The 26,506-nt window shown below is 42.0% G+C and carries 24 protein-coding genes; 13 read left to right on the top strand and 11 right to left on the bottom strand.

The window, feature by feature from the left end:
- From COV43_05800 to COV43_05780, 5 genes are all read right to left on the bottom strand, one after another.
- Entirely contained in the window at positions 1 to 3,015 is a 3,015-nt protein-coding gene (locus COV43_05800) for a hypothetical protein (GenBank protein ID PIR25384.1), read from the bottom strand.
- Between the two features lie 302 nt (positions 3,016 to 3,317).
- Positions 3,318 to 4,352, bottom strand: coding sequence for an S-methyl-5-thioribose-1-phosphate isomerase (gene mtnA, locus COV43_05795; protein PIR25383.1), 1,035 nt, complete (start codon positions 4,350 to 4,352; stop codon positions 3,318 to 3,320).
- Between the two features lie 96 nt (positions 4,353 to 4,448).
- Positions 4,449 to 5,879: an Asp-tRNA(Asn)/Glu-tRNA(Gln) amidotransferase GatCAB subunit B gene (locus tag COV43_05790; GenBank protein PIR25382.1), complete on the bottom strand. Its 1,431-nt coding sequence runs from the start codon at positions 5,877 to 5,879 to the stop codon at positions 4,449 to 4,451.
- A gap of 148 nt (positions 5,880 to 6,027) precedes the next feature.
- Positions 6,028 to 7,491: an Asp-tRNA(Asn)/Glu-tRNA(Gln) amidotransferase GatCAB subunit A gene (locus tag COV43_05785; GenBank protein PIR25381.1), complete on the bottom strand. Its 1,464-nt coding sequence runs from the start codon at positions 7,489 to 7,491 to the stop codon at positions 6,028 to 6,030.
- Positions 7,484 to 7,777 carry an Asp-tRNA(Asn)/Glu-tRNA(Gln) amidotransferase GatCAB subunit C gene (locus COV43_05780; GenBank protein PIR25380.1) on the bottom strand — a complete coding sequence of 98 codons (294 nt, stop codon included), beginning with the start codon at positions 7,775 to 7,777 and terminating at the stop codon, positions 7,484 to 7,486. The genes COV43_05785 and COV43_05780 overlap by 8 nt, the downstream gene beginning before the upstream one ends.
- 300 nt (positions 7,778 to 8,077) lie before the next feature.
- On the opposite strand from COV43_05780, the gene COV43_05775 reads away from it, so the two are divergent.
- From COV43_05775 to COV43_05765, 3 genes are all read left to right on the top strand, one after another.
- The gene (locus COV43_05775; protein ID PIR25379.1) at positions 8,078 to 8,293 is read left to right on the top strand and encodes a hypothetical protein; all 216 of its coding nucleotides are present in this window, start codon (positions 8,078 to 8,080) and stop codon (positions 8,291 to 8,293) included.
- Positions 8,290 to 11,232 carry a hypothetical protein gene (locus COV43_05770; protein PIR25378.1) on the top strand — a complete coding sequence of 981 codons (2,943 nt, stop codon included), beginning with the start codon at positions 8,290 to 8,292 and terminating at the stop codon, positions 11,230 to 11,232. Before COV43_05775 ends, COV43_05770 begins: the two co-directional genes overlap by 4 nt.
- Positions 11,233 to 11,737: 505 nt before the next feature.
- The gene (locus COV43_05765) at positions 11,738 to 11,992 is read left to right on the top strand and encodes a hypothetical protein (GenBank protein ID PIR25377.1); all 255 of its coding nucleotides are present in this window, start codon (positions 11,738 to 11,740) and stop codon (positions 11,990 to 11,992) included.
- 68 nt (positions 11,993 to 12,060) lie between these two features.
- Here the strand turns inward: COV43_05765 and COV43_05760 are convergent, their stop codons facing one another.
- Positions 12,061 to 13,743 carry an excinuclease ABC subunit C gene (locus COV43_05760; GenBank protein ID PIR25376.1) on the bottom strand — a complete coding sequence of 561 codons (1,683 nt, stop codon included), beginning with the start codon at positions 13,741 to 13,743 and terminating at the stop codon, positions 12,061 to 12,063.
- A 29-nt stretch (positions 13,744 to 13,772) separates the two neighbouring features.
- Here COV43_05760 and COV43_05755 point away from each other — a divergent pair, with 29 nt between their 5' ends.
- A complete protein-coding gene (locus COV43_05755; GenBank protein ID PIR25375.1) occupies positions 13,773 to 15,275 on the top strand; it encodes an MBL fold metallo-hydrolase in 1,503 nt (500 codons plus the stop codon).
- 157 nt (positions 15,276 to 15,432) lie between these two features.
- Here the strand turns inward: COV43_05755 and COV43_05750 are convergent, their stop codons facing one another.
- From COV43_05750 to COV43_05740, 3 genes are all read right to left on the bottom strand, one after another.
- A complete protein-coding gene (locus COV43_05750; GenBank protein ID PIR25374.1) occupies positions 15,433 to 16,626 on the bottom strand; it encodes an ATPase in 1,194 nt (397 codons plus the stop codon).
- Between the two features lie 108 nt (positions 16,627 to 16,734).
- Positions 16,735 to 17,508 (bottom strand): hypothetical protein, encoded by a 774-nt coding sequence (locus tag COV43_05745; GenBank protein PIR25373.1) that lies wholly within the window; start codon positions 17,506 to 17,508, stop codon positions 16,735 to 16,737.
- 1 nt (position 17,509) lies between these two features.
- Complete coding sequence (locus COV43_05740; protein ID PIR25372.1) at positions 17,510 to 18,010, bottom strand: hypothetical protein; 501 nt, start codon at positions 18,008 to 18,010, stop codon at positions 17,510 to 17,512.
- A gap of 124 nt (positions 18,011 to 18,134) precedes the next feature.
- Here COV43_05740 and COV43_05735 point away from each other — a divergent pair, with 124 nt between their 5' ends.
- The 5 genes from COV43_05735 to COV43_05715 all read left to right on the top strand — a co-directional run bounded on the left by COV43_05735 (position 18,135) and on the right by COV43_05715 (position 22,289).
- On the top strand, positions 18,135 to 20,156 hold the full coding sequence (locus COV43_05735) for a hypothetical protein (protein ID PIR25371.1): 2,022 nt from the start codon (positions 18,135 to 18,137) through the stop codon (positions 20,154 to 20,156).
- Complete coding sequence (locus tag COV43_05730; GenBank protein ID PIR25370.1) at positions 20,157 to 20,588, top strand: hypothetical protein; 432 nt, start codon at positions 20,157 to 20,159, stop codon at positions 20,586 to 20,588.
- Between the two features lie 237 nt (positions 20,589 to 20,825).
- Complete coding sequence (locus tag COV43_05725) at positions 20,826 to 21,098, top strand: hypothetical protein (protein PIR25369.1); 273 nt, start codon at positions 20,826 to 20,828, stop codon at positions 21,096 to 21,098.
- Complete coding sequence (locus tag COV43_05720) at positions 21,070 to 21,504, top strand: hypothetical protein (protein ID PIR25368.1); 435 nt, start codon at positions 21,070 to 21,072, stop codon at positions 21,502 to 21,504. Before COV43_05725 ends, COV43_05720 begins: the two co-directional genes overlap by 29 nt.
- The gene (locus tag COV43_05715; protein PIR25367.1) at positions 21,501 to 22,289 is read left to right on the top strand and encodes a hypothetical protein; all 789 of its coding nucleotides are present in this window, start codon (positions 21,501 to 21,503) and stop codon (positions 22,287 to 22,289) included. The genes COV43_05720 and COV43_05715 overlap by 4 nt, the downstream gene beginning before the upstream one ends.
- Here the strand turns inward: COV43_05715 and COV43_05710 are convergent.
- Together COV43_05710 and COV43_05705 are read right to left on the bottom strand one after the other, a co-directional pair.
- Positions 22,213 to 22,554, bottom strand: coding sequence for a hypothetical protein (locus COV43_05710; protein PIR25366.1), 342 nt, complete (start codon positions 22,552 to 22,554; stop codon positions 22,213 to 22,215). The two genes, COV43_05715 and COV43_05710, sit on opposite strands and share 77 nt — an antisense overlap.
- Positions 22,535 to 22,939 carry a hypothetical protein gene (locus COV43_05705; protein ID PIR25365.1) on the bottom strand — a complete coding sequence of 135 codons (405 nt, stop codon included), beginning with the start codon at positions 22,937 to 22,939 and terminating at the stop codon, positions 22,535 to 22,537. Before COV43_05705 ends, COV43_05710 begins: the two co-directional genes overlap by 20 nt.
- 144 nt (positions 22,940 to 23,083) lie before the next feature.
- Between COV43_05705 and pal the strand changes: the two genes are divergently transcribed.
- From pal to rsmA, 4 genes are all read left to right on the top strand, one after another.
- The gene (gene pal / locus COV43_05700; GenBank protein PIR25364.1) at positions 23,084 to 23,497 is read left to right on the top strand and encodes a peptidoglycan-associated lipoprotein; all 414 of its coding nucleotides are present in this window, start codon (positions 23,084 to 23,086) and stop codon (positions 23,495 to 23,497) included.
- 72 nt (positions 23,498 to 23,569) lie between these two features.
- Positions 23,570 to 24,424: a tol-pal system protein YbgF gene (gene ygbF / locus COV43_05695; protein ID PIR25363.1), complete on the top strand. Its 855-nt coding sequence runs from the start codon at positions 23,570 to 23,572 to the stop codon at positions 24,422 to 24,424.
- 2 nt (positions 24,425 to 24,426) lie between these two features.
- Positions 24,427 to 25,446: a tRNA (adenosine(37)-N6)-threonylcarbamoyltransferase complex transferase subunit TsaD gene (gene tsaD / locus COV43_05690; GenBank protein ID PIR25362.1), complete on the top strand. Its 1,020-nt coding sequence runs from the start codon at positions 24,427 to 24,429 to the stop codon at positions 25,444 to 25,446.
- A gap of 2 nt (positions 25,447 to 25,448) precedes the next feature.
- Complete coding sequence (gene rsmA / locus COV43_05685; GenBank protein ID PIR25361.1) at positions 25,449 to 26,300, top strand: ribosomal RNA small subunit methyltransferase A; 852 nt, start codon at positions 25,449 to 25,451, stop codon at positions 26,298 to 26,300.
- The last annotated feature ends 206 nt before the right edge of the window (positions 26,301 to 26,506 follow it).

Raw genomic sequence — 26,506 nt, 5'->3', positions numbered from 1 at the left:
TTATTTTTTCTTTTTTCTTCCACCTGCAGCCATTTCATTTGCAACATTCAAACGAGTCACACCGCCATTCCATTCATTTCCTAAAACTTTCCCAACAAAACCAAAAATTTGCTTCATCGCAAGCGACGCAGCGGCTCTTTTTATCTCTGCTTCTGGATCATCAGCAGTTGGAGTTAAAAAAGGATTGTGCCCAGCACCTTCTATTACGGTTGTACCAACTTGAAAACCTTGACGCTCCCGTTCATTTGCAGCATTCACCCATAACTGTTCATTTGCACCAGGGTAAGAACTGTCACCATCACCAACAAGATATAACGTTGGGCTTACTCTTCTATGAGCTGGTAATTGTGAAAAATCAGAAAACATTCCAAAGTGTTGGAAACCATGTTCGATAGCTTTTCGACGCGACCACATTAGGCCATCCATATTCAACCGCGTTAACCCTCTTCGCGATAAATCAGACATATCATTCATGTTGTAACGAATCCATTCTGATCGAAAACCAGAAAGTGGAATTTTTCCGGCAATCACATTACGATCACCATATCTCCAATCAAGCTCTTCCACCAAGTTTGCTCCATAACTTCTTCCCATGAGAAAAATCGGTTTCCTATATTCTTGTTTCAATGCACTCAAGTAGAGAAAAAGAGATTGCATGAAGGCATCCATACTAGATGAACTTTCACCCTGAGAACTCAAACCATGGTACGGCAAATCAAGCGAGAACACCGAAGCTTTCGCTTTTGCAAAGGCTTCAATCAAGACAGCACCCGAAGCACCGCACGACCAAGCTCCACCACAACCTGGAAGAAAGACAAGATGAAACGGCGACGCAGCTGGATCAACCAGCCCACTTCTCCAAATGGAATGTCCAAAACGTCCATCGTAATAACGCTCTAAACCATAAGCAGATAAACGCGAAGCGGTGTAATCCACTTGGTATTCAGGACGAAGCGCAATGTCTTGCGTTTCGCCAACCCTTATATCCGGAAGCAAAAACTGAATGACATCTCCACGTTCTTCACCATGAGGTTCACGAATGTTCGCACGAATGATGTCAGCTTCTTCAAGTGAAATGAAGCCTTGTGATTCAATGCGTGAGAGCACAGCACGAAGAGTTTGATGACGTTCAGCGTTTCCATCATCCACGAGCTCAACCTTAGCCACATGAACCTGTAAATGCGTATTATTTCGTTCAGGCGTATACACTGTCCAAGCTGGAAGAAGTGTCAGTGAAAGGAACAAGCGATCAAAAGAAACTTCTGCTGTACTTCCCTTTTGCGTGAGCCATGCAAGCGCTTCGGAAGGAAGACTTGCAAGCGGAGAACCTTCGCGAAGCAATGGCACACGATCAAAAGAAATTGGATCTGAATTTTCAGGTGGGAGCAAATACAAGCCAGCACCTTCAAAAAAAACCTGAGCCGAATTTTCTGCCGGAGCTTCTAAATCTGCTGGCAAAAAAGTAGTATGATAAAGAGAAGAAAATTCTTTTCCCACGAGGTGCAATGCAAACTGAATCATTTCAGTTTCTGCTAGAGAGAAGTTTGGAAGCTGAAGTTCAAGCGACTTATCTTTTGCTTTCAAAAGCCGATCGAGATCTTTTTTGTACATTTGCAATTCACTTGCAGAAACTTGCGTGAGATCATGAATATTGCTTACACCAAGCTGACGCAGTTTTGTAATCACTTGCGAATGCTGTATTTTTGCTTTTGCAATTGTGAGGTCCAAAGCTTTCATCAAAGCCTGAAGCTCTCGTCTGCGAGCTTCGAAAGTATCATCGTAACCTTCTTGCTTTTGATGCTGAAGCAAAACAGATTCGCTCTCAGCAAGTTGACGGTATAGATTTTCTATCAATCCACCCGCAAGAGCAGGAATTACAAGACTTGGAGCAGCTTCATCACTCAATCTTTCTTCAAGGTAAGCTTTTAAGTTTGCAGCATATTCTGTGAGCAATGCAGCGAATGTATATTTATTTACTCCACCTGGATGAGAAACTGAAAGCTGAAGTTCGTCTAAAAGAGAACGAACAATAATCGCATTAAGTGGAAGCTGCTCTAAATCATCCTCACTCACTTCTCTTAACGTGTATCCAAGCGAAGCAAGCTGTTTTTTTACCTCAAGCACTGCGCTATGATAATTGGGAAAACCAAAAAGTGATAAACAGTCAATTTCAGACAAAGACGAAAGATCAGAAAGAGTTCGAAAACCATGCACCAAAAAAGCATTCACTGCTTTTCTCATGTGTGCTGCATGCACTTGCTCACCTTCAAGTAAGCGTTCAACAGAATGTTCAATTTCAGAGGCAAACGCTTTATCCTGTGTTGCCAAGTGAGTTTTCATCTCAGAAAGAATTGCTTTCTTTTTTTCATCGGCAAGCTCTACAAAAGCTCTATGATCACGCTGAAAATATTTGGCTGCAATATCACAAGCCACTTGTTGAGCTGGATTTTTTTGTTTTCCTTTTGCAAGCAACTTTTTTCTTACAGCATCACTTTGTAAAGCTTCGGAAATATCGACGGAAAGCTGATGTGCAAGTTCATTGTTTTCAAATACATCTAACACTTCAGTTAAAACTCCTGTGAGTTGCACTGACGAAAAAGCGTCGGAATGTATTTCATCGTCATTAAGTTGTGCAGCAATATGTGTTTGGAGTTTATCTCTCAACTGCACGCGAAGCTCATGATCAATGGGTTCTTGGATTAAAAATGCTATCTGAGCTTCAGTATAAAGATGGGTAGAAGCACGGTCGTTCATTCCCGCTTTTTCTAACACCATGAAAGCCGGTGAACTTTGAGTTGCGCTTCCCACTTCACGCAAAGGAGCTGGCACGCGCAATCTGGTGTGAGTAAGTACTAAAAAGGCCAAAGAATGTGTGGGATGAAGATAGATGCTACTCGCTGCTGTGCCAGGAACACCACCGCGTATAGCTGGGAGAAGTAAGCTTGGCTTCATTTGCGACGGAGTTGGAGCAAGAGCTGTCGAAAAAACCTGAAAAAGAGGAAGACCTGTTGTCATCGGCAACCTCTCATGCAGCCTTGGGTAACAGGGAAAAACGGTAATGAATGAATGTACACAAAAAACTCCTAAACGCTAAAAACTTCTCTCTGAGTGAGATTGAAAAAAACAGACAAATTAAGGGGGGTTGGGGGGTATTTTAGGGGATTAGCCCCAAAAATAGAAAGAGAAATAGAAAGAACAAGCAAACGCATTGCTGAAAGAAGAGGAGGCTTGTTTTTTCATATTGTGTGACATCACGGCCAAGCTAGTAGCAACAAGGCTTTCTTGTCAAAGAAAAAAAACAAACTGAGCTTATTTTTTTAAAAAAGTTCTGAAATCGAACGCACAAAGGGTGCCTCTAAAATTCCCTTTTCCGTGATGATGGCAGTAATAAGACCATGTGGAGTCACATCAAATGCAGGATTATAAATGGACACGTGTTTTGGAGTGACGTGAAATGAGCCTATATGGCTCACTTCCTGTTCGGCACGTTCTTCGATAGGAATATCTTCACCCGTTTTTGCATTTCGATCAAACGTAGAAAGCGGTGCAGCTACGTAAAATGGAATCTTGTGATAGTGTGCAAGTACAGCAAGGCTGTAGGTGCCAATCTTGTTGGCCACATCTCCATTTTTGGCAATGCGATCGGCACCAACAATGATTTTGTCTACCTTTCCTGCCTTCATCAAACTTGCAGCCATGTTATCTGTAATCACCGTTACATGAACGCCATACTTCTGAAGCTCCCATGCGGTAAGGCTTGCGCCTTGAAGACGTGGACGCGTTTCATCTGCATAGACTGACAAACTTTTTCCATGTTGTTCGGCAGTATAAAGAACACCAAGCGCCGTTCCAAAACCACCGGTGGCTAAGCCGCCGGCATTGCAATGCGTGAGCACATTATCACCATCTGAAAAAAGTGCTGCGCCAAATTCGCCCATTTTTTTGCAATTTGAAATATCTTCTTCATGAGTGAGGACAGCTTCTTCTTTCAATTTTTGCTTAATACTTTCCAAAGGAAGTTTTGCATTTTCCACAACACACTTTTTCATGCGTTCCAAAGCCCAAGATAAATTTACTGCCGTTGGACGTGTGCTGGCAAGCCTATCACAAATAACAGCAATGCGATCAAAAAATTCGGCAAACGTTTTTACCCCGATGCCAAAACTTCCAAGTGCAACACCATAAGCCGCAGCTACACCAATTGCGGGAGCTCCACGCACCACCATAATTTCAATAGCTCGGGCAAGTGATTCGTAATCTTCATATTCGAGATACACTTCCTCGTGTGGAAGCTTTCGTTGATCGAGAAGAATAATTTTATTTTCTTTCCACTGAATGGTTTTGATGAGCATAATCACTTCCTTGTCATTCTGAGCAAAGCGAAGAATCTACTGTGTTTACGCGGAGATCCTTCACTTCGTTCAGGATGACAGTTAACGTACTGGTTTCTAGAGCTTCTTTTTTAAAAGTTCATTCACAAGATCTGGACTTGCTTGACCTTTTGTTTTTTTCATAACCTGACCCACAAAAAAACCGAAAAGTTTATCTTTTCCAGATTTATAATCTGCAAGTTGTTTTGGATTTTCGCTTAGAACTTCGTCGATACATTTTTCAAGCTCACCTGTATCACTCACCATGGCAAACCCTTGCTCTGCAATGATTTGCTTTGGGGATGAACCTGTTTTGTACATAAGCAAGAAAACTTCTTTTCCAATTTTTCCTGAAATTTCTTTTTCTTCTACTGCTTTTACAAGTGCGGCCAGTGACTCTGGTTTTATGTTGCAGTTGGAAATGAAAATACCTTCAAGATTTAATTCCCGAAGCAACTCAGTCATGATCCAATTTGAAATTTTTTTCGGGGCATTGTAAATGCTCACTACTTTTTCAAAATAATGCGCAAGGTGTTTATCGGCTGTAAGCACTTGGGCATCATATTCTGGAATGTCATACTCAGAAACAAAGCGCTTCGCTTTTTCCGTGGCAAGTTCTGGAAGTTCGGCTTTCACTTTTTCTATCCAAGCCACATTTACTTCAAGCGGCAATAAGTCGGGGTCGGGAAAGTAGCGGTAGTCATGAGCTTCCTCTTTGCTGCGCATAGAATGCGTTGAACCTTTTGCATCATCCCAAAGCCTTGTTTCTTGAACAATACTTCCACCTTCTTCAATAATTTTTTGATGTCGTAGCGCTTCGTAACGAATAGCTCTTTCCACCGCACGAAATGAATTTAAATTTTTCATTTCCGTTCTCATGCCAAACTTTTTTTCGCCAACTGGTCTGATGGAAACATTGGCATCGCATCGAAAATTGCCTTCTTGTAAATTTCCGTCGCACACATCGAGGTACACCAAAACGGCATGAAGTTTTTTAAGGTATAAACTTGCTTCTTCAGCACTGCGCATATCGGGGCCAGAAACAATTTCAATAAGCGGCGTGCCACAGCGATTGTAGTCAACATGGCTTTTATCGGCATGGCCTTCGTCATGAAGCAACTTGCCTGCATCTTCTTCCAAGTGAATACGTTGAAGGTGAATTGATTTTATTTCTTCGTTTTCAAGCGCGATTTCTAATTTTCCATTGGTACAAAGAGGTAAATCAAACTGAGAAATTTGATAGCCTTTCGTAAGATCGGGATAAAAATAATTTTTTCTGGAAAAAACACTCGTGTGATGAATTTCGCAGCTTAGCGCTAAACCAGCCTTGATGGCTTTTTCAATAGCCTGGCGGTTCACCACCGGCAAAGCACCTGGCTGCGCAGTACAGACAGGACAGATGTGAATATTTGCCTCATCGCCAAACGCAGTTGAACACGAGCAATACATTTTGGTGTTGGTATTAAGCTGCGCATGAACTTCAAGGCCAATTACAATTTCATACTTCATGTGATCACTTTCAAAAAAAATGTTAATCTGTCATTGCGAGTTTTTGTGAAACAAAAATGTGGCAATCTACTCGAACAATTGAAAAATCGAGATCACCACGTCGACTCACTCCTCGTGATGACAAAAAAATATTACTGAATGGCTACCTTCACAATGACAAAGACGGCTTTTTCAAATGCCATTCACTTGATTGTTCATAAGCATAAGCCACTTGAAATAATGTTTCTTCATCAAGCGCTTTTCCAATAATTTGCATTCCAACTGGAAGGCCATCACCCGTAAACCCGCATGGAACCGACATTCCCGGAAGACCAGCCAAACTTGTTGGAATAGTTAAAATGTCATTCAAATACATCTGTACTGGATCTTCGCTTTTTTCGTTAAATTTAAATGCAGCTGTTGGAGCAACCGGAGAAACAATCACATCAACTTCTTTAAATACCTTATCAAAATCTTGCTTAATCAACTGACGCACTTTTTGTGCACGCAAATAGTAGGCATCGTAGTATCCACTTGAAAGAACAAATGTTCCAAGTAAGATACGAAGCTTTACTTCGTCGCCAAAACCTTCGCTGCGGGAAAGCTTGTACATATCGTTTAAGTCTTGTGCGTTATGACGATAACCGTAACGTACGCCATCATAGCGCGCTAAGTTGGAAGATGCTTCGGCTGGAGCTAGAATATAATACGTTGGGACTGCATATTCAGTGTGTGGAAGTGAGATGTCCACAAGCTTTGCACCAAGATTTTCTAGTTGCTTCAAAGCCGCATGAACACAGGCCTTCACGTCTTTATCAATTCCATCAATAAAATATTCTTTAGGAATCCCCACTTTTATTCCCGCAATATCTTTGCCAAGCACTTTAGAATATTCTGGGACAGGCACGTTGAGTGAAGTGGCATCGTTTTCATCGTGGCCCGCAATAGCTTCCAGCACAAGGGCTGCATCGCGAACATCTTTCGTAAGTGGACCAACTTGATCAAGCGAAGACGCAAAGGCAATGACGCCATAACGAGAAACTCTGCCATAGGTTGGCTTTATTCCCACAACACCGCACATGCTTGCCGGCTGACGAATGGAACCTCCAGTATCCGTTCCAAGGCTTGCCACACAAAGGTCTGCGGAGGTTGCTGCTGCAGAACCACCGCTTGAACCTCCAGGAATATACTGTGGATTCCATGGATTTTTAACCGGTCCAAAAACAGAATGTTCGTTTGTGGACCCCATGGCAAACTCATCCATGTTCAGTTTTCCCAGCAATACTGTTCCGGCATCGTGTAGTTTTTTCACTGCTGTTCCGGTGTAAGCTGCAGTATAATTTTTCAACATTTTTGAAGCGCAGGTTGTGGGAATACCTTCGGTGAGAAAAATATCTTTCAACGCAAAAGGCAAACCAAGCAAAGGCTTATCATTTCCTGTCGCCCGCAAAGCATCTGTTTCTCTGGCTCTCTCAAGAGCAAGATCTTCGCACACATGCACAAAACAGTTGAGTGTTTCATCTTTTGCACGAATCGCATCGAGGTAAGCGCGAGTGACTTCTTCTGAAGTGATTTCTTTTTTTCGAAGCAGATCTCTTGTTTCTGCCAACGTGGACGATGTAAGATTACTCATGATCTAAAACCTTTGGAACTTGAAGATAAGGACCATCTTTTTCGGGGAAAAGTGTTTTAATGTTTTCGGCATGCGTGGAAGTTTTCACCACATCTTCTCGAAGTACTCCGGAAACAGAGACGGCATGCGACATAGGTTCCACCGCACTCACATCAAGCTCTTCGAGTTTTTTTACGAAAGCTAAAATGGATTCCACTTTTGAAATGAGTGGTTGTAACTCGGACTCGCTTAATTCAAGCCTTGCGAGCGTTGTCGTTTTTCGGATAATTTCCTTTATTTCTGACATGGGAGGCTGGCTAACATGACGGTGGCTTCATGTCTAGCAGAAGTCATTTCAAAAAAAATTTGACAAGGAATTTCTTTTCTTGTTAGGGCTCTCCGCAAGACATGGCACATTTAACGAACAACTCTCTCTCTTTCAGCAAAACTCTTGTGCTTTCTCTGTCTCTTCGCGCCCTGCTTAACCTAGGTCTGCTAGGGGTTCCTACCCCTAAATAACCCCCTCCCCTACAATTTGGAGTCTCTTTCGTTACACACCCGTAGAACCTTGCTTGAATTCTTTTATCTCAGGCTCAAGGAGCACACCATGACATGCAGTTTGGCACATACAATCAGCCTATTACTTCAAAAGACAAGCACCAAGAGAGCCTTTTGCCCTCAGCTTTTTATCTTGTCATCGCTTCTTAAAGCCCCATCCAATCTCGAAAAAAAGAAAACGCAACTTTTCCAAGCTTTAAGCGATAAGAAAACTATGGATAAAGCCACCATCCAAAATGGGTTTCGCAGAAGGGATAAGGCATGAATACAAATTTTCCACCCCTTCCAACTCCACTTCTTACAAGGGTTACCTTACCCAGCGGCATGACCTCTGTTCCTTTTGCTCGAAGTTCTATTGCCGCGCACATCGTTGATGGCGCACGTTGCACGGAAACATTCAGAGCTAGGCTTTCTGTTTTCGCTCAAGGAACAAATCTTGCTGGACCACTTCGTTTTTCAACTTCTGTTGCATCACCACAACACATAGCTGACGTTGCTACACCTACAGCGAAGAGAATACTGGAGAGCGGAATCCAAACAAAAGAACACCTTGCTTCTTTTACACAGGCTCAGTTTGGCCTTCTCATGGAAACACACTACACACAGCTAGCACAAAAAGCTGTGAGCCTCGCAATACGGGCACATGTTGTTAACAATGCACCTCGGCTTCTTGATACCAACGACCGGGACCGCGCACAGCTTATAAATAAACTTACCACACCAATAAGGTTAGGTTTGACTGAAGCATTTCGCTTAGAATTCAACCCAGGCAGTTCAGCTTTTCAAACAAAGCTGGACGCCCTTGCAAATGAGTTAGCCGTACACGGAGTGCATTCTCTTATTGAAGCACTAGAGTTTAGAAAAAATGAAAAAACAGCTTCTCTCTTCGATGAGCTCCGTACCCTTCAAAGCAATGGCTTTCAAAGACATGCACTTACTACACTGATAAAAAAACCTGGTGGCATAGAAGAGCGCGCAATGAAAAGGCTTGAGTTACATGGCGCAGAGACCTTTCGGCAGTTAAATCAAGCTTTACTCGCCTTCGACATATCAGCTCTTAATCAAGCCTCTTTTTCATCTGCGGACTTTGCTGATGCAAGCAATGATGACATCCAAAACTTAGGAGACACAAGCAAAGACGTTTTCCTTTCGGAAACACAAGTGAGAGCTTTGTTACTTGCACCCCAAGGCCTCCGAACCATAAGCAGCATGGGAACTCTTACTCCAGATGAACTATTTGCAATACCCGGGATAGACAGCTTCGCTGCAGTGCAAAAAATAACTCGCGTTTTAGCTCTTCACAATGTGCAGTTGAAAAAACCTGATGACAACTCCCTTCAACGCCTCCCTCTTGATTGGCTGGAGGCAGCTGCAACACTTTCAAAACCAGCTCAAAGGAAAAAAACTTTCCGCCAACAAGTAGAAGCATTCTGGAAAGCATATCATGCTTACATAAACGAAAGACCAACAACAACCATAGGCGAAGCTCCTCCAGCATTTACACCATTCAACCTTTCTCCTCATAAAGCTGAAACGCCTGCACAGATAAAGGCAGATGAGCTAAAAACTCTTGCAGCTTCGTTAGATGAACTGGATGCTGTGCTTGCCTATTTCTCTCGGCACTTTGATAAGGGTTCAGCTGAAAATCCTCAAGGATATGATCGCCCCTTGGAAGAACTTCAAAGAGAAAGAGCAATGCTTCAAAAGCACATTGTCGCAGCTTTAAATGCTGGGTTTAAAACTAAAGAAAGGCTGCTTCGCACTTTGGCGAGACTGGGCATTAGAGATCTAACGACGCTCACTTCTCTTTCTTTCAGCGAAATCGCCAATGCAAAAAATGATATAGCGGCTCTCTTAAGAGAACGCGGTATTGATGATACACAACTTCATCGCCTGAATTTTCTAAGTTCATCTGAATTGGGCCTGTTAACCCAAGCCTTGGCTTCTCTTGAGTTGTCACTCTCAAACCATTATCATACTCTTGTAAGACCGGAAGACTTGATTATTGCTGACGCTGCGGCCAGGCACGTCGTATATCACATGGCAGAAGGAGCAAGCTTAGTCATCGCGCCTCCTCCTGTGGAAGATAGAAGCGCATATATCGATTTGGTTCCAGTTACAAAAGACGGATCACCTTTGAAAAAACTTCCCACCGAAGTAGCCGCCTGGCTCACTGGAAGCACGGGAAACCCTGTCACTAGTTTCGAACGCTTGCATATAGCCTTAACCATGCTCCCCGATAACACAGAGCTTGCTGTGCGATTTGATGCGCAAACGCTAGAATTAACTCCGTCTGGAAACGAGAATGATCGAATAGAATTGCTAGAACTCTTGCAAAAAATATGTTCACAAAACTTTATCACACTCGCACAAAGTGAACGTATTCGAGATCTTTTTCAAGAGGGATATGAGTTTGGAGAAAATGGAGACAAGATTTTCTTTACTCTTCTTGATGTTATCCCAGACCGCACAACTCCAACGCCTATTCCACAAGCATACCAACGTGTGTATGCTGAAACAAAACTTGCCGAATATGGTATCGAGCGATTTGTACATCCGGGATTTAACACCGCACACTTTCAGTCAATGCTTGTTGATCCACGAACATCTCCATACCTCTTTCTTTTTCTTCCAGGTTGTAGTGGTGCCTGGTCTTCTGGCGGCTCTGGAGTTCCCATTTTACGCACATTGGCGCGCAAAGGTGTCTTTGGTGTTTCCATCGATCCTCCTCATCACGTTTTAGGAGATCGAGGTAGCGCTACCTCGAGCATGACAAGCTTCACTCACAGCCTTGCTACTTACATAGCTTATCTTAAGGCACAGTATCCCAATGACGATGGAAGCGAGAAACCTCTCATTGTTATGGGAAGAAGTTTTGGAGCGGTAGTGGTTGACGAGTTGGATTATCGATACCCAAGGTTGCTTGCCGGAAAAATTGGTCTTTCTGGCTTTAAACCTGATTGGATTCGATACAATGTGCGTGACCTCGCAAGGCTTTCAACCATTGCCGAAAATCGTTATGACCCAAGAGGGCTTATGTGGGCACTGCGCAAATCAGTTGCTGGACAACTTTTGCATTTCAATGATTACCACGATCTAAGTCGCCCCTACACTGGCAGGCCATCACCCACCACTTATATTGTGGGCGATAGTGACACCAGCTATCCTGAGGGCAGTGAACGTTTCTGGGAAAACCTAGCATAAAAGCGCAGTGCAGAAGGTCATCCTGTTGGAATCAGCATTTTTGAAGGAGTAGCGCATAACCCATGGCTAGATACAAGAACACCAGAAGGAAGAAAAGTTATTGCCATCGCTGAAAAAAGAATCATTGAATTTGCTCAGGCTGCAATTGATGGAACATGGCAAGGCGGAGTAGAACGATTTCCCCGTTAGCAGTAAGGTACAAAACTGCAGATAAAGAACACCAGACCTTGCTTAAAAACAAGGTCTGTTAGACTCGGACAAAAAATTTGCTTTAGAATGTGCCCTCACTTCTTCCTCTTTCTTGTCCCTTATCCGACAAATCAGTCAAAATCACGCCAACACCTTCTCAAAGGGGGTGAAAGTAAACCATTTTTGCTCTTGAAGCTTCTCTTCGGAATCTTGAAAAAACATTATAATTCAATTGGTTATCACCATTATTTTCCTTCCTCATTTTTGGCACTGGCATTGCAATACTTGTCAGAGAGATCAACAGGGGATGTGGGAAATGATGAAAAAAGCTTCAACAACCGAAACAATCGCAAGGCAACTTTTAAGTAAGCATGGGGGAGCTGCACAGCAGCAACACCCAAGCGTTTTGTCATGTGGTGGAATTTTTATTCCCAGAAAATGCCGCGAGCGAAAAGGAATTCTCTGCGAAATCCTCATCACTCCCAATCAAGACGAACCCGTGAAATTAGTCACTGGTGCAAAATCAAGAAGCATTTTGTCTCAAGTTTTAATCAAAGAATCACTGAATTAATTCTTCATGAGACCTGTAAAAGGGCCTCTCCTTTTTCCTTACTAAAAAACCGGCTCTTTGCCGGTTTTTTAATTCCGAAATATTTTCTGTCGCTTTTTCCGATGCGCCGTTATTCCAAAACGATGAGCCTCATCACGAATGCGCATTAAGTAGAGCAACTCTTTTGATCCTCTTTTGAAGGTTAAATGATTTTTTCGTCCAGGCACAAAAACACGATCATCCATTTTTCCTTTCGCTCTATTTCCGCGATCTTCTTCAGAACCTTTTGCGAGTGCACAAACCGGAAGTGAAGACAGACCAAGCTCTTCAAGCACACGCATTGCAATTGCAAGCTGCCCTTTTCCTCCATCTACAAGCAACAAATCTGGAGGTGGAAGATGAATATTTTTTTCACCGCGCTCTAACTGAAAACTGCCAAACCTTCGCATCAACACTTCATACATCATGGCATAATCATCCGGCGTACTCAGACTTTTAATCGTAAAAAGACGGTATGCTTCTTTTGCAGGTTTCCCGCGTCTGAAACACACAAGCGAACCATAAGCATCTTTTCCTTGAAGGTGTGATATGTCCACACATTCAATGGTCTCGGGAAGATCTGATAAATGCAGCTTTTGCTGCAATTGAAACAACACCTCTTCAAAAGATTTTTCCTCTTTCATTTTTTGAGGAAGTTGTTGCTGCGCGTTTTTTTCTGCAAGTTCAATAAAAGATTTTTTCAATCCTCGTTGCGGAACCAGCAGTTTTACATTTTGTTTTCGCTTCGCAATCAGAATATCTTGAATATTTTCTGCATCTTCTCCCAAAAGAGGAAGATAAATTTCTGGCGGCATTTCTGTATTTCCAAGATATCGTTGAAGCAAAAAAGTGTGAACCACTTCTTCTGCATTGCTGCTTGTTTCGCCAAGTTGGAAGATCGCAGTATCAAGCAAAATGCCCTTTCGAATCATCATCACACACAAGACAAAAAAACCTTCATCATTTGCAAATCCAATAGCATCAAAGCTTTCACCATGTTGCGCAACCACTTTTTGTTTTTCTTGAACATCATCTAAAAGTCGAAGTGCATCTCTGTATCTTGCCGCAAGTTCATAATCCATTTTTTCGGAAGCACGTTTCATTTTTTCTTCTAAAACATGAAGAAGTTTTTTTGATCGCCCTTTCAAAAACAAACTCGCTTCTTCCACTTGTTCTGCATAGTGTTGCAAACTTACATACTTCACACAGGGTGCGGTACAGCGGCCGATGTCATATTTTAAACAAGGTCGAACACGGTTTGCATATTCATTGTCTTTACACGTTCTGATTCGAAAAAATCTTGTGATTTGCTCCACCGCTTCACGTGCTGCTTGCGATGAAACATAGGGACCAAAATAAAACGAACCATCTTTCACCACTCTTCGCGTCACAAACACACCCGGCGCCTCATGCTGCACATTCATGCGAATGCTAATGTAAGTTTTGTCATCCTTGAGGTGAATGTTGTAACGCGGCCGATATTTTTTGATGAGCGTATTTTCAAGCAGCAAAGCTTCCTTCTCTGAATCAGTCATAATATAGTCTAGCGAGCAGGTGCGTTTTACCAAAAAGACAACACTTGCTCTTTCATCTTGGCCAAGAAAATACGACTTCACTCTTTTTTTAAGGTCTTTTGCTTTCCCTACATACAACACCGCGCCTTTTTTATCTTTAAACAGATAAACTCCCGGCGTATTTGGGAAGGCATCAATGGTTTCTTGCATCTTCTTCATCAGTTTTGAAATGACACGAAGCCAAAAACTTGTCGAGGAGAGTCTTCGGCGATATTCTGTTTGCGCTTCTTACCAAGAGCGCGTATACTGGTACTGTTTCGTTTTTGCACACGCCAAAAACTACAGAAAGGTCCTCCCAACACGTGCGAATCCAATTTTTAGGAGCAACTGGAACCGTCACTGGCTCAAAATTCCACCTCACTGATGGAACTCATTCTTGGCTCATCGACTGCGGACTTTTTCAAGGCCTTCGTGATTTGAAGCGAAGAAATTGGCAAGCTCTTCCCATTGATGAACGAGCGCTTGAGGCCGTCATTCTTACACATGCGCACATCGACCATTCTGGATATCTTCCAGTGCTCACCAAAAACGGCTTTACCGGAAGCATCTTAGCTTCGGAGCCCAGTGTTGAACTCTGCAAAATTTTATTGCCCGATGCTGGCTACCTTCAAGAAGAAGATGCAAAATTTGCATCTAAAAAAGGCTTTTCTCGACACAAGCAACCCATTCCTCTCTATACCTATGAAGATGCCATAAAGACATTGCAGCAACTTAAAGTAGTTCCCGATAAAGAGTGGCATCAGCTGTCAGACAATGTGCGCATGATGCTTCGCCCATCGGGCCATATTTTGGGATCACGTTTTATTAACATCTCAATTAAAGAAGGGTATCACCACTACAACGTTATGTTTGCGGGTGACATCGGTCGCTATGATTCGCTGCTCACTTCAGACCCGGGCGCCGTAAAATCGGTGAACTATCTCGTTTTGGAATCAACCTATGGCAACAAAGAACACATTGCCGAAAATGTGTTTGATCGCTTCGAAAAAATTATCAACGAAACAATATCTCGTGGCGGAAAGGTAATCATACCAGCATTTGCCGTCAATCGAACGCAAGAAGTTTTATATATTTTACAGGAACTTGAAAAAGCTGGAAGACTTCCTGACGTTCCCATCTACCTCAACAGCCCACTGGCCATTGATGCCACCGCTATTTACATGAACTACCTTGATGAACACGATTTTTTCAAAAATGGTTCAAACGGAAACCTCACCGAAGCCGCTTTTCATCCAAGCCGTTTAAAGCAAATTCATGAATCTGAAGATTCAAAAAAATTAAACTATCTCGAAGAACCAGCAATTATTCTTTCCTCTTCTGGCATGCTTACCGGCGGAAGAATCCTCCATCACCTTAAAGCTTATCTCCCGGATAAGCTCTCCACCATTGTGCTTACGGGTTTTCAAGCCATGGGTACAAAAGGCCGAATGTTGCTGGATGGAATAAAAAGCCTCAACATTCACGGTTCAAGCGTTCCGGTGAAAGCGCAACTTGAACACATCGAATCTCTTTCTGCACACGGCGACTACAAAGACATTATGCGATGGCTAAAAGGCTTTCGTCAGCCTCCAAAAACTACTTTTCTTGTGCATGGGGAACCTGAATCAGCGCAGGCTCTAAAAGAAAGAATCGAGCGGGAACTCAACTGGCACGTGGAAATTCCGAAGTATATGCAAAAAGTGGAACTCTAATTTATCTCTCACAGACTGGTGGGCAGAGTACTTATTTAATGAAGAAAAAATCATCTTAAACTACGCTGATACCGTTGTGAAGACAGTCACCGATGCAGATTCTAAAGTGATAGAGGTGCGATAATAGTCTTGATGCTTCCCTGAAGTTTTTCTGACTTCATCCGATATATGTCCAAGGCATGATGCGTATTCCGTCTAATGTGAATTCCTCGGTAACCGGTGCAAACACAATACCTTGAGCTGACCTTTGCTTACTTAAAAAACTTTTTAGACCTCGTAGTGAATAGGAAGAAATGTCACTGGTAATACTGAGCTGAATTCCCAAAGTTCTCTTTTTATCCTGCAGAACAAGATCAATTTCAGCACCTCCTCGTGAGCGATAGGCAAACAAGCCCGGACGAGCTGCTCCGCTGTATTCATGCTGAGCAAGAATTTCGCTGATCAGTAATGTCCTCAGGGTCTGATGACGTATAAATGCATCCTCTCGATTGCCTAAAAAATAATGCACCAAAGACGTGTCGAAAAAAACATAATCAGGCGCTGCCCTCCGGTTATTAAAAGAGGGCAATTGATAGAGAATAAAAAGCGCTTCAAGAGCAGCCAAATGTTTTTGAACCGTATTTCTCTTCACCCCGGCATCTTCAGCGATTGCGCTTGCATTGAGGGTGGGATGACGCACAAGTGCACCAAGTATAGCCATGGCCACATCACCGTCCAACCGCGCTCCCTTGAGTTGCTGCAAATCACGATAACAGAGCGCCTCCAACCAACTTTGAACAGCAAGCTGCATCTCTGTTTCATTATGCAAAGAGCAAAAAATTGGAATTCCGCCCCGTTTCAACCAGACATCAATATCTCTGGCAGTTGTATGTGGCTTATATTTATTCCATCCTTTAACCCATGGAGTTCGAAGTGGTTTCTGCGCCAATTCACTCAGCGTCATGGGATAGAGACGGCACACTCCCATTCTACCTGCCAGCGATTCGCGCACTCCCGATTTATCGGAGAATTCTACAGAACCAGATAACGTAAATTGACCGACTCGTCTTCGTTCATCAATAATGGATTTGATCGAATCAAAAAGCTGAGGCACCTTTTGCGCTTCATCAATGATAAGCTTTTTATCGAGATCTTCTGATGCAGATAATAAAAAATTTTCAGGTTCCCGTTTAGCACGCTTAACCATTTCCGATTTATCCAGAGTGACGTACTGGGCCTTACTCAGCTTTTTCCATTCCTGCATTAAAAAGGTAGTTTTTCCCACCTGACGTGGCCCCACAATGCCCAGCACCGGAAAAATCTTCGCCCGCTTGGAGATAATGTGAAGGATATGACGCTTTCGATGGTGCATAGTAACTGATATATTGCATAATTTATTACAATATTACAAGCACTTTTTCACTTCCAAATACATGCACTTTCCTTAAATCACTGTTATCAAAGATTTTTGGAAAAAAACTTAGGATAAAACATAAACGTGATCCGTCATATAATCTTTCGCTTTCTTCACCGCAACTGCTGGGTCGTCACCTTTTGCGAGTGAAGCGGCTAATGCGGAGGAAAATCTACAGCCGCTTCCTCTTCTGCCTTCTGAAGAAAAGCGTTTTCCCGAAAATAAAATAGCACTTTTCCCACCGTATAAAACATCGATGGGGTCACCTTCCAAATGCCCACCTTTTATCAACACATAAAAGGGCAAGGTTTTGTCAGACTTAAATCGAACGAGTTCTGTATAAATAATTTTCGCCGCCGTTTGCATGGTTTCTGTAGTGTTTACTTGCATACCGGCAAGCATGGATGCTTCTTGCAGATTTGGCGTAATCAGCGTTGCCATGGACAAAAGCTGTTGACGATAAAAATCGACCGCTTTCTTTTCCATAAGCGCAATACCAGATGAAGAATGAAGAATAGGATCAATCACCACATGCTCTGGTTTAAGGGTTCTGAGAAACCAAACTAAAACACGAGTATTGGCTTGAGTAACAAGAAGTCCAATTTTTACTGCATTTGGTTTTTGATTTCTGCATGCCGAGGAAAGCTGCTGGGAAAGCACATCAGCGGGTGTTGGATGTAAAGTTAACGCGCCATTTTCATCGTGCCCTGTAATCACGGTAACTGCGGAAAGTGCCTCTACACCACAATTTGCCAGCGCTGCCAAATCTGCATGAACGCCCACATGTGTTGATGGATCACTTCCGCCAATAGTTAAGACAAACTTTTTCACATCTTCCATATTAGAGCCCCAAACTTTTCATTTTCGAGCGAAGAGTATTTCGATTGATTCCCAAAATACGCGCTGCCTTCATTTGATTTCCACCCGCTTGATGAAGTGCCAAGCGAATGAGCGGACGTTCCACTTGTTGCAACACAGATTTATGAATACCGGTAATATCATAGTGGCCAAGTCGAACAAAAAAATGAGCGATCTTATCATGCACCACTTCTTCCAACGCCAAATCATCGAAATGCGTTTTGTTAAGAGCAGCATGATCATGTTTATATTTTGGCGGAAAGTGAACTACATCAACAACTGCAGCGTGAGCCATAAGAGCAGCTTGAAAAACAACTTGCTTCATTTCAGCGAGCTCGTCGCTCCATCTTCTGCGGCGAATCCATTCTTTTGCCTCAGCTGAAAATATTTTCGGCTCAAGCGAAAGTAACTCACAACATTCGGTAAGAAGCATTTCAGCTTGCTCCAAGGCCTTCAGGCCGCGCTGCCAGGGGAAAAGACTCATCCCGCATGTATGGATTGTGCCTCATTTTTGTGCAAGTCCTTTTTCCAAACCAAACAAATTGGAGCAAAAAAACACTGGCACTTCAATTGACCTCAAGAAAAAGAAGTGCTAGCAGCCTTCTCCCATGAAACGACTCTCACTTTTTTTTCTTTTTTTCTTTTTTCTTTTTCCGCACATTTTTTCTCTTCACGCCGAAGAAATGGAAAACGCCTCTCAGCTCAATGATGTCTATGTTATCCATTTCCTCATCGACGGCATCAACAAACAAGTCTTCGACGAAGAACTGAGCAGCGGAAAACTCCCTCACCTCAAAGCAGAATTGGAGGCGAGAGGAAACCAAGTAAAAACCGCCATTGCCAGCTTTCCAACTGTCTCCACCACAAATTATCAAAGCGTTGTGAGCGGTCTCCATCCGGGACACAGCGGCATACCGCACCTTGGCCGTTTCGATCGAACTTCACAAAAAGAAATGAGCTATCTTAGCCCTGGCAAAGCCCTTAGCGTAAACGATGATTTCATCAATCTTTTGGCCTTGCAAAAAGATGGCCTTGAAAGCCTCACAGCGCCTCAAACTCTCTTCGAACAACTTGAAGCACGGGGATATAAAACGGCAGCACTCTATTCCAGCTTTCGCAAAGGTGCTAGCATTGCAAAACCCAAACGCCTTCCTCTTCGGGCCTTGTGGGCTTCGTTTATCACTGACGATTATGCCAAAGTAGACAAACTCTCCTATCGCCAGCTGAAAAAACTTTTCACCGTTAAGAACAAAAATAAATTCCCGCGATACAGCTTGGTTGCTCTTCCAGCGGTTGATCTCGCCGGTCATAAAAATGGAGTTGATTCGCAGGAAGTAAGAAAAATTCTCCATCAATTTGATCAGTTTGTTGGTGAGTTTATCAATCTTCTTCATCAGCAAGATATTTACAACAAAACATATCTGGTTGTCACAGCGGATCATGGCGGACACAATACTACTGCGCATTTGGCGTTGAAGCAGAAAATGTGGAATGCACTGGCGATAAAACCAAACAATCCGAAAGAAGGCAATTTTAACCTCTACGTTTCTGAGCGCGGAGTGAGTTCAAGCCAAATTTACCTTAAGTCATATATCGATCTCCAAACGAACTATTGGAAACCGTTACAAGGCAATTTTCCTTTAGATAAATTTGAATTTAAAAATGCTGACGAAAAAAACTTGCTCCATTATTTTCTCACTCTTCCAGGAATAGAATTTGTCCTTGTCCGAAATGGAAGCGCACAAGCTCAAATTCTTTCGCGAAGAGGCGAACTTGCCGACATTCACTGTTCAAGCGTGCACCACCAACTGTGGTGTAGCTACACTTCCATCACCGATACAGATCCGCTGGGTTACCTCACCCACGAATCCACAAAACATCTCAGCGATGGAAAAGCTCATTCGGCCAAAGAGTGGATGGCTAGCTTTTCAAGTGACTATCCTGATCTTCCCATTCAAGTGGGAAGCATTTTTGACAACTCACGCTCGGGCGACATTTTTCTCATTGCAGATAGAGAACACACCTTCAAAAAGGAAAAACTTGCAACCCACGGCTCCATCATTGCCGACGACATGCTGATCCCCTTTGTCTTTTCGGGGCCAAACATTCCCCAGCAAAACATTGAAACCGCAAGGCTTGTAGACAGCTACCCTTTGATCAGCTCATGGTTTGGGCTCTCATCATCAAATGCAAAACACGACGGAGTCAATCCGTTTGCTCCAAATATAAAAGAAGAAAAATACCTTCAAATACTTGCCGAACTTGATATTCTTTTTTCTCAGCATCCACCTCTTCTCAAAATGATTGGCGTTGAAGATTTTGCAAAGAGCATGTTTTTTCCTCTTATCAGAAAAACAAATCTTGAAGAGCTGAAAAAAGCGGTTCAAAATGAACTGAAAGAAGAAACAAAATCACTCAATAATCTTACCGCTGCACAGAAAGCATTGGAAACGGAACCAAAGAAATTAGTAAAAATGGGAATTATTTCCAAAAAACAACTCAAAGACTACAAACTCATTTTCTCTCATCAGATAAGCACACTTCGAGAAAATACAAATCGACTCAACGACATACTTCTTCTCTTGACCAAATGTAGAAGCAACAGCCAACCAGTGTGCGAAACCTTTTAAATGAGAATAAATTTACTTTTCACTTCAAATTCTTGGCTTGTAGCTTCTCTTGAGGCTCTTACTTTTCTTCTTTTTGCCTTTCACTTCTGGCATATAAAAGATGAAAAATTTTCTTTTGCACATTTCATTCTGTTTTTTCTTCTTTGCCTTTTTCTTTTTCAACGTTTTTGCTTCTCAAAAAAATGGTACCCGCAACAAACCCAAAAACTGGGAATAGAAAATCATTTTGATCACTCTTTTTTAATTTGCCTCTATTCACTTTTTCTTGCTTTAGGATCTTCGCTGATTTTCCACCCCTTACTTCCTTTAAGTTTTTCAAGCATCATTCTGATTCTCTTTTCCGCCATCAATGTCATTATGATTGTCTTTTTTCTACGGGATAAAGACAACACCCCTGCAAATCATTACAGCAAGGCAAAGCCTTTTTCATGACACAACTTTTTATGCGTCATAAAAAAATATTTCTATAACAAGTTGTTTTACATGCATTTTTTTTAAAATATTTTTAAATTCCTAGACAAGTTATGACGCAGTCTATATACACGCCCGCATGGAAAACTTCCTCTCACACTTCGGATGGAAAGAAATACTTCTTATTCTTCTGGCCATCGCTGCCATGATTGGCATTAATGAAGGCCCAAAACTAAAACGTTGGTTTACCAGAAAAAAATGACCAAAAAAAAACAAAGCCAAACAAAAATCGAAGAGCACGTTTTAAATCTTGGAAGAGATTTATTACATCTTAGCAACTTCATGTTTTCATTTTGCAAGGACTACGCAGAAAAAAATAAACACGAAATGAAAAATGAAAAAATAATTCATTTTTTCGATCGAGCTCTCAGCGTTACCCAAGACTTGTGCCAAGGTTTAGAGAACTCAAAAGGAAAAACAAAACCAAGCAAAAAAAATCAACATGACAAAAAAACAAAAAAAAATCATTAAACGCTATCGCAATAGAAAGCTCTACGACACTCAAGATTCCTGTTATGTCACGTTAGAAGACATAGCCGAAATGATTAAAATGGGAGATGAAGTTCACGTCGTTGAAAACGCAAACGGAGAAGACATTACAGCTGTAACTTTGGCTCAAATTATTTTTGAAGAGCAAAAAAAGAAGCGAAACGAACTTCCGCTGGATACCTTCATTGATATCATCAGAACTGGTGGCGGCATGTTCAAAGAAATTATGAGCAAAACCTTAGAAACAGGAGTTCGAGAATTTAGCCATGTAAAAGAAATTATGGATGAAAAGCGAAAAAACACAGAAGCAAAACGGCCTTCTCCTCTTATAGATGAAATGAATGAACTCAAAAGAAAAATAGCTGCTCTCGAAAAAAAATTAAAATGAGAATAAAATGCGCCTTCATTTTCTTTTTTCTTTTTCTTTTTCCACTCGTCTCCTTTGCCTACATCCTTCCTGAAATACATCTTTCCCAAACTGATCTTCAGCTCTCTGCAGATCACCATTACTCTGATTTGCTGAAACAAAAGAGCTCGCTTTCAAACTCACTTTCTTTTTCAAAATATGAGGAATATAAAAAAAATCCAAAGCTCCGCCTCAACAAGCAGGAACGCATTGCTGCTGCTGGTTTTGCTAAACTACTTCCAAACTTAGAATTTTGGACATACGTTTTTAGACTGAAACAAGACATCCTCAACCTGCACGAAATAAAAACAAACAACATAAAAAATGAGGCTGACCTCTTGGCACGCGAAACCATTTTAAGTCTCTACAAATCTTCACGCGAATTTAAGATTAAAAGTTGGCCGCTTCTTCACAACACCTTTATCAAGCTTTCAAAAAATGCACGTGGCTACTGCTATCATTATGTTGAAAATTTGAAGCGCGACTTAGGAAGCCAGAATTGGAATTTTTTCACCCTCGCTTGGGTTGAAGCTTATTCTGGAAAATATCGAGAACACAACACGCTCGCCATTGCCAAAAAAGGCGAGACAATAGAAAATTCAATTATTGTTGATGGCTGGAGAAACGGAAGCAAACCTTTTTGGATACGACGAGAAGACGATCATTATCCTTGGAAACTTTATCAAGTGATTAACAACTCTGCTCACAAAGCGCCTTCAAGCTTATCTGCTGCTCCTCAGAAAGCCCCAAAAACCGAAGCGCCATAAACCGGTCTTCGGGCTTTGCCCTCATCACCTCAGCTGTAACCCTGAAACTTTTCACCTGATTGGGAAGAGAGCAAGAAATCATCACAAGAGAACCTGGCGCTGCCGGGATATCCGCTTCTAGACTCATTCCTCCAAAACTTAAGTCTTTGGAGTAAACATAAAAAAATGGCTCGCCGTGTTCACTTTCAAAAATTATTTTCTCACGAAAAGCATGTCTTTCGTAAAGCCTGCGCTCGTGATGAAGTTCAGTTATTTGCATGCGCATCTCTCCTTTCTGATGGAAGGAAAGCCGAAACACGTTTCGCAAAATCAGCTGGATAAAAGGGGCGGAAGATAAACTCGAGGTGGGGAATATCTCTCAAAGCAGCATATTGCTCTTGCTGACCTTCTTCCAAAAACAAAAATTTCGGAAGCGCTCTAGACCTGGCGTCGTCGCAAAAAACCTTAAACACAGTCTCAAAGTAATTGGGCAAAACATTGGCATTGAGAAACACCACATGAGATTGAAGCAGCAGAGACTTTAAGGCCTCAAGGTTTTGAAAGGAAGAGAGATGTTCATACTGAAAATCAGGTCGCTTCAAAAGCAAGTTGAGGATGTTCACCGAAAGTAAAGAACGATCACAAACAAGAATTTTTGTTTTTTCCAACATGCGCGCATGCTATGCAAAGGAATTCCATCTGACAAGAAATCTTTCTTCTTTTCTCCCTTTTCTCTCTTGACTTTTTAGGGTGCTTTCCTTACTTTCCGCGCAACTGCTTAGGGCAGATATCTTATTAATTCTTCGGAGGAATACATGAAAAAACAGTCGCTTCTCGTCGTTGCCGTTACCTGTCTCGCTCTCGTGTCTGCATGTTCACAACAACAGAAAAAACCAAAAACAGCATTGAAAACTATCCATTTCGATTATGACAAATCCAACATCAAATCTGATGCTGCTGCAATCCTTAAAGACAATGCTACTTGGATGCAAAACAACAGCAAAAAAAGCGTAACCATCGAAGGCCATTGCGATGAGCGCGGATCATTTGAGTACAACATTGCTCTTGGCGATCGCCGTGCAAGATCTGCAGAATCTTACCTTCAAAACTTGGGGGTTTCTTCAAGCCGTCTTAACACTGTAAGTTACGGTGAAGAAAAACCAGTTGCAACTTGCCATGATGAAAGCTGCTGGTGGCAAAATCGCCGTGACGATTTCGTAGCAAAATAAACACATGCCATTTTCTTTCTCATACGCCCTTAGCTAAAGCGAAAGGGCGTATTTTTTTGGAGGAGACATTTTATGAAAAATTTTTTTTCACTTTCCCTTTTAGCTCTTCTTCTTTTTTCTTCATTTTCTGCTCACTCAAAAAGTGACACTGCAAAAATTGACGAACTCGAAAAACGTTTGCACGACATTGAACTGACCTACTTGCAAAACAATGCTGGGCTTGCATCTGCCATTGCAAAGGTGAATGCATCAGATGTAGAACTTCAAAAAATTAATGGTGAAATTGATGCCAATCGACATCTTTTGCAAACACAACAGCTAACACTTCAAAAACTTTTTCTGGATATTACTCACCGCATGCAAATTTTGGAAGAGCGCATGCATGTTGTTTCGAAACAAGTGACAAAAGCCATCTCAAGCATCTCTCCAAAAACTGCTCAAGAAGGAAAACTCTATCAGCAAGCTCTTTCAAAAGTTGAAGAAGGAAGTTATCTTGAAGCCGTTGCAGAGTTTCAGCGTTTTCTTACCAAATTTCCCAAAAGTTCTTTTGCTTCTGGTGCGCGCTATTGGATAGCGGAATCATATTTTTCTCTTCGTGATTGGCAAAAAGCGATTAAAGAATTTCAGTCGTTTCTTACCAAACATCCAAAAAACGAAAAGGGAAATGAAGCTCTGTTAAAACAAGGCATATCCTTTAAAGAACTTTCACTCAATGAAGATGCAAAAATTTTCTTCAACAAACTTATTCAGTCAGCACCAAATTCTGCTGAAGCTTTAAGAGCAAAAGAAATCATTACCGAAATGGATCAAGTAAGAAATGCACCTGCACCTTCTGCACCAGAAGCAAGCAGCTACCCCTCGCAAACCCTTGAACAACAAAGGCAAGCAGACGAAGCTCCTCAAACTCCCGAGGAGAATAAACATTAGCCATGAATATTCTTGCCATTGAATCATCCTGTGACGAAACAGGTGCGGCTGTTATTTGCGATGGAAAAATTCTTTCCAACGTTGTGGCCACACAAGAAGAAGTTCACGCTCGCTTTGGCGGCGTTGTGCCAGAGCTTGCTTCGCGCAGACATTTAGAAGTCATCATCCCCATGATTCAAACCGCAATGGAAAAAGCCAATGTTACTTGGGAAAACCTTGAGGGCATTGCAGCCACCTATGCTCCAGGCCTCATTGGCTCTCTCTTGGTTGGACTTACAAGCGCAAAAACCATTGCTCTTGCAAAGCACCTTCCGTTTATTGCGGTCAATCATCTTGAAGCACACCTTAACGCGCATCTTATTGATACGCCTGATTTTCCCGCTCCAAGTATTGGACTTGTTATTTCTGGCGGACACACAAGCCTCTATTTGGTGAGAGCATTTGGCGACTACTCGCTTCTTGGCGCCACACGTGACGATGCGGCAGGTGAAGCTTTCGACAAAGTAGCAAAGCTACTTGAACTAGGTTATCCCGGCGGACCTTTGGTGGACAAACTGGCACAAAAGGGAAATCCTCATGCCTACACGTTTACCCTTCCACGTTTTGGAAGCGGAAACCAACTCGACTTCAGTTTTTCTGGATTAAAAACTGCGGTACTGCTCAAAGTGAAAGAAGCAAAAAACACCAACACTTTTGATGAGAAATTCAAGCAAGATCTCGCCGCAAGCTTTCAAGCAACCGTGATAAAAATTGTGGTAAAGCAAGTGTTTGAAGCTGCTAAAATACACAACGCTAAAGGCGTTGTCATCTCTGGCGGAGTAGCTGCCAACTCACTTTTGCGCAGCACACTTCAAACTGAAGCTGACAAAAGAAACTTGAAACTTGCCATTCCAAAATTTGAATACTGCACCGATAACGCTGCTATGATTGCTTATGTTGGTGAACAATATTTGAAAATGGGAAAGCAAAGTAGCCTCGACACCAACGCCATTGCAAACATGGAAATTGGAACTCACTCATAAATATGAATACAACTTTTCCTTCCATTGAATCTCTTCTTAAAAAATATTCCGTTCGAGCAAAGAAAAAATTTGGTCAAAATTTTTTAACTCCACGTCCAACACTCGAAAAAATTATTGCACAACTTGAACTCACTACCAACGACATCGTCGTAGAAATAGGACCAGGCTTGAGTTTAATGACAGCTCTCACAGCGGAAAAATGTAAACACGTCTACGCTGTAGAATTCGATGACGATATGGTGGCCATTGCAAAAGAAGAATTTGGACATCTCAAAAACATCACCTGGATTCATGCCGATATTTTAAAAGTACATTTAGATCAATTTCTCCAAACGCATAAAGAAATAAAATCGCTCAAAGTCATTGGAAATATCCCTTACGAAATTACTTCTCCCATTTTGTTTTATTTGCTTGAATCGCGGAACATCATTGGCAAAGCGGTGTTGCTGATGCAAAAAGAAGTTGCACTGCGTTTAATAGCCAAACCAAGCACAAAAGAATACGGCATCTTGAGTATTTTACTTAACGTGCAAAGCGTTTGTAAAAAATGCTTTGATGTTTCAAGACAAAGTTTTATTCCTGCCCCAAAAGTTGATTCAAGTGTTATCAGCATCGATTTCACTTCAAGCCCTTTTATGCTGCAGAATGAAAAATGGTTTAAGCAAATTGTGAAAGCTGCATTTGGAAAACGCCGGAAAACTTTGCGCAATGCACTTTTGCAAGGAGGATTATCTCTTGCTGCAGAAAATCTAGAAAAAGCTGCAGATACTTGCAACATCCCCCTCACTTCTCGCGCTGAAGATTTAGACATTTCAGACTTTGTTTGCTTGGCGCAGCAACTCATTGAAAAATAGGAACGCACTATCTTTGTCATCCTTCCGCCTTAGGCGGAGGGATCTAGCAATTTTGAAATTGAGCTTGAGTTGTGGATCCCCTGGTCAAGCCAGAGGATGACAGTGATCTCCCAATTTTGCTTTTTGTCATCCTCGCGAAGGCGGGGATGTGGATTCACATTCGAAGTGCAACACTTGGTTCAAGAAGACCTCAGCAGGAGTTCGAT

This window comes from Deltaproteobacteria bacterium CG11_big_fil_rev_8_21_14_0_20_42_23 (assembly GCA_002796345.1).
Lineage (GTDB): Bacteria > UBA10199 > UBA10199 > 2-02-FULL-44-16 > 2-02-FULL-44-16 > 1-14-0-20-42-23.
Note: the sequence above shows the minus strand (reverse complement) of the source record. Positions and strands in the feature narration are given on the sequence as shown.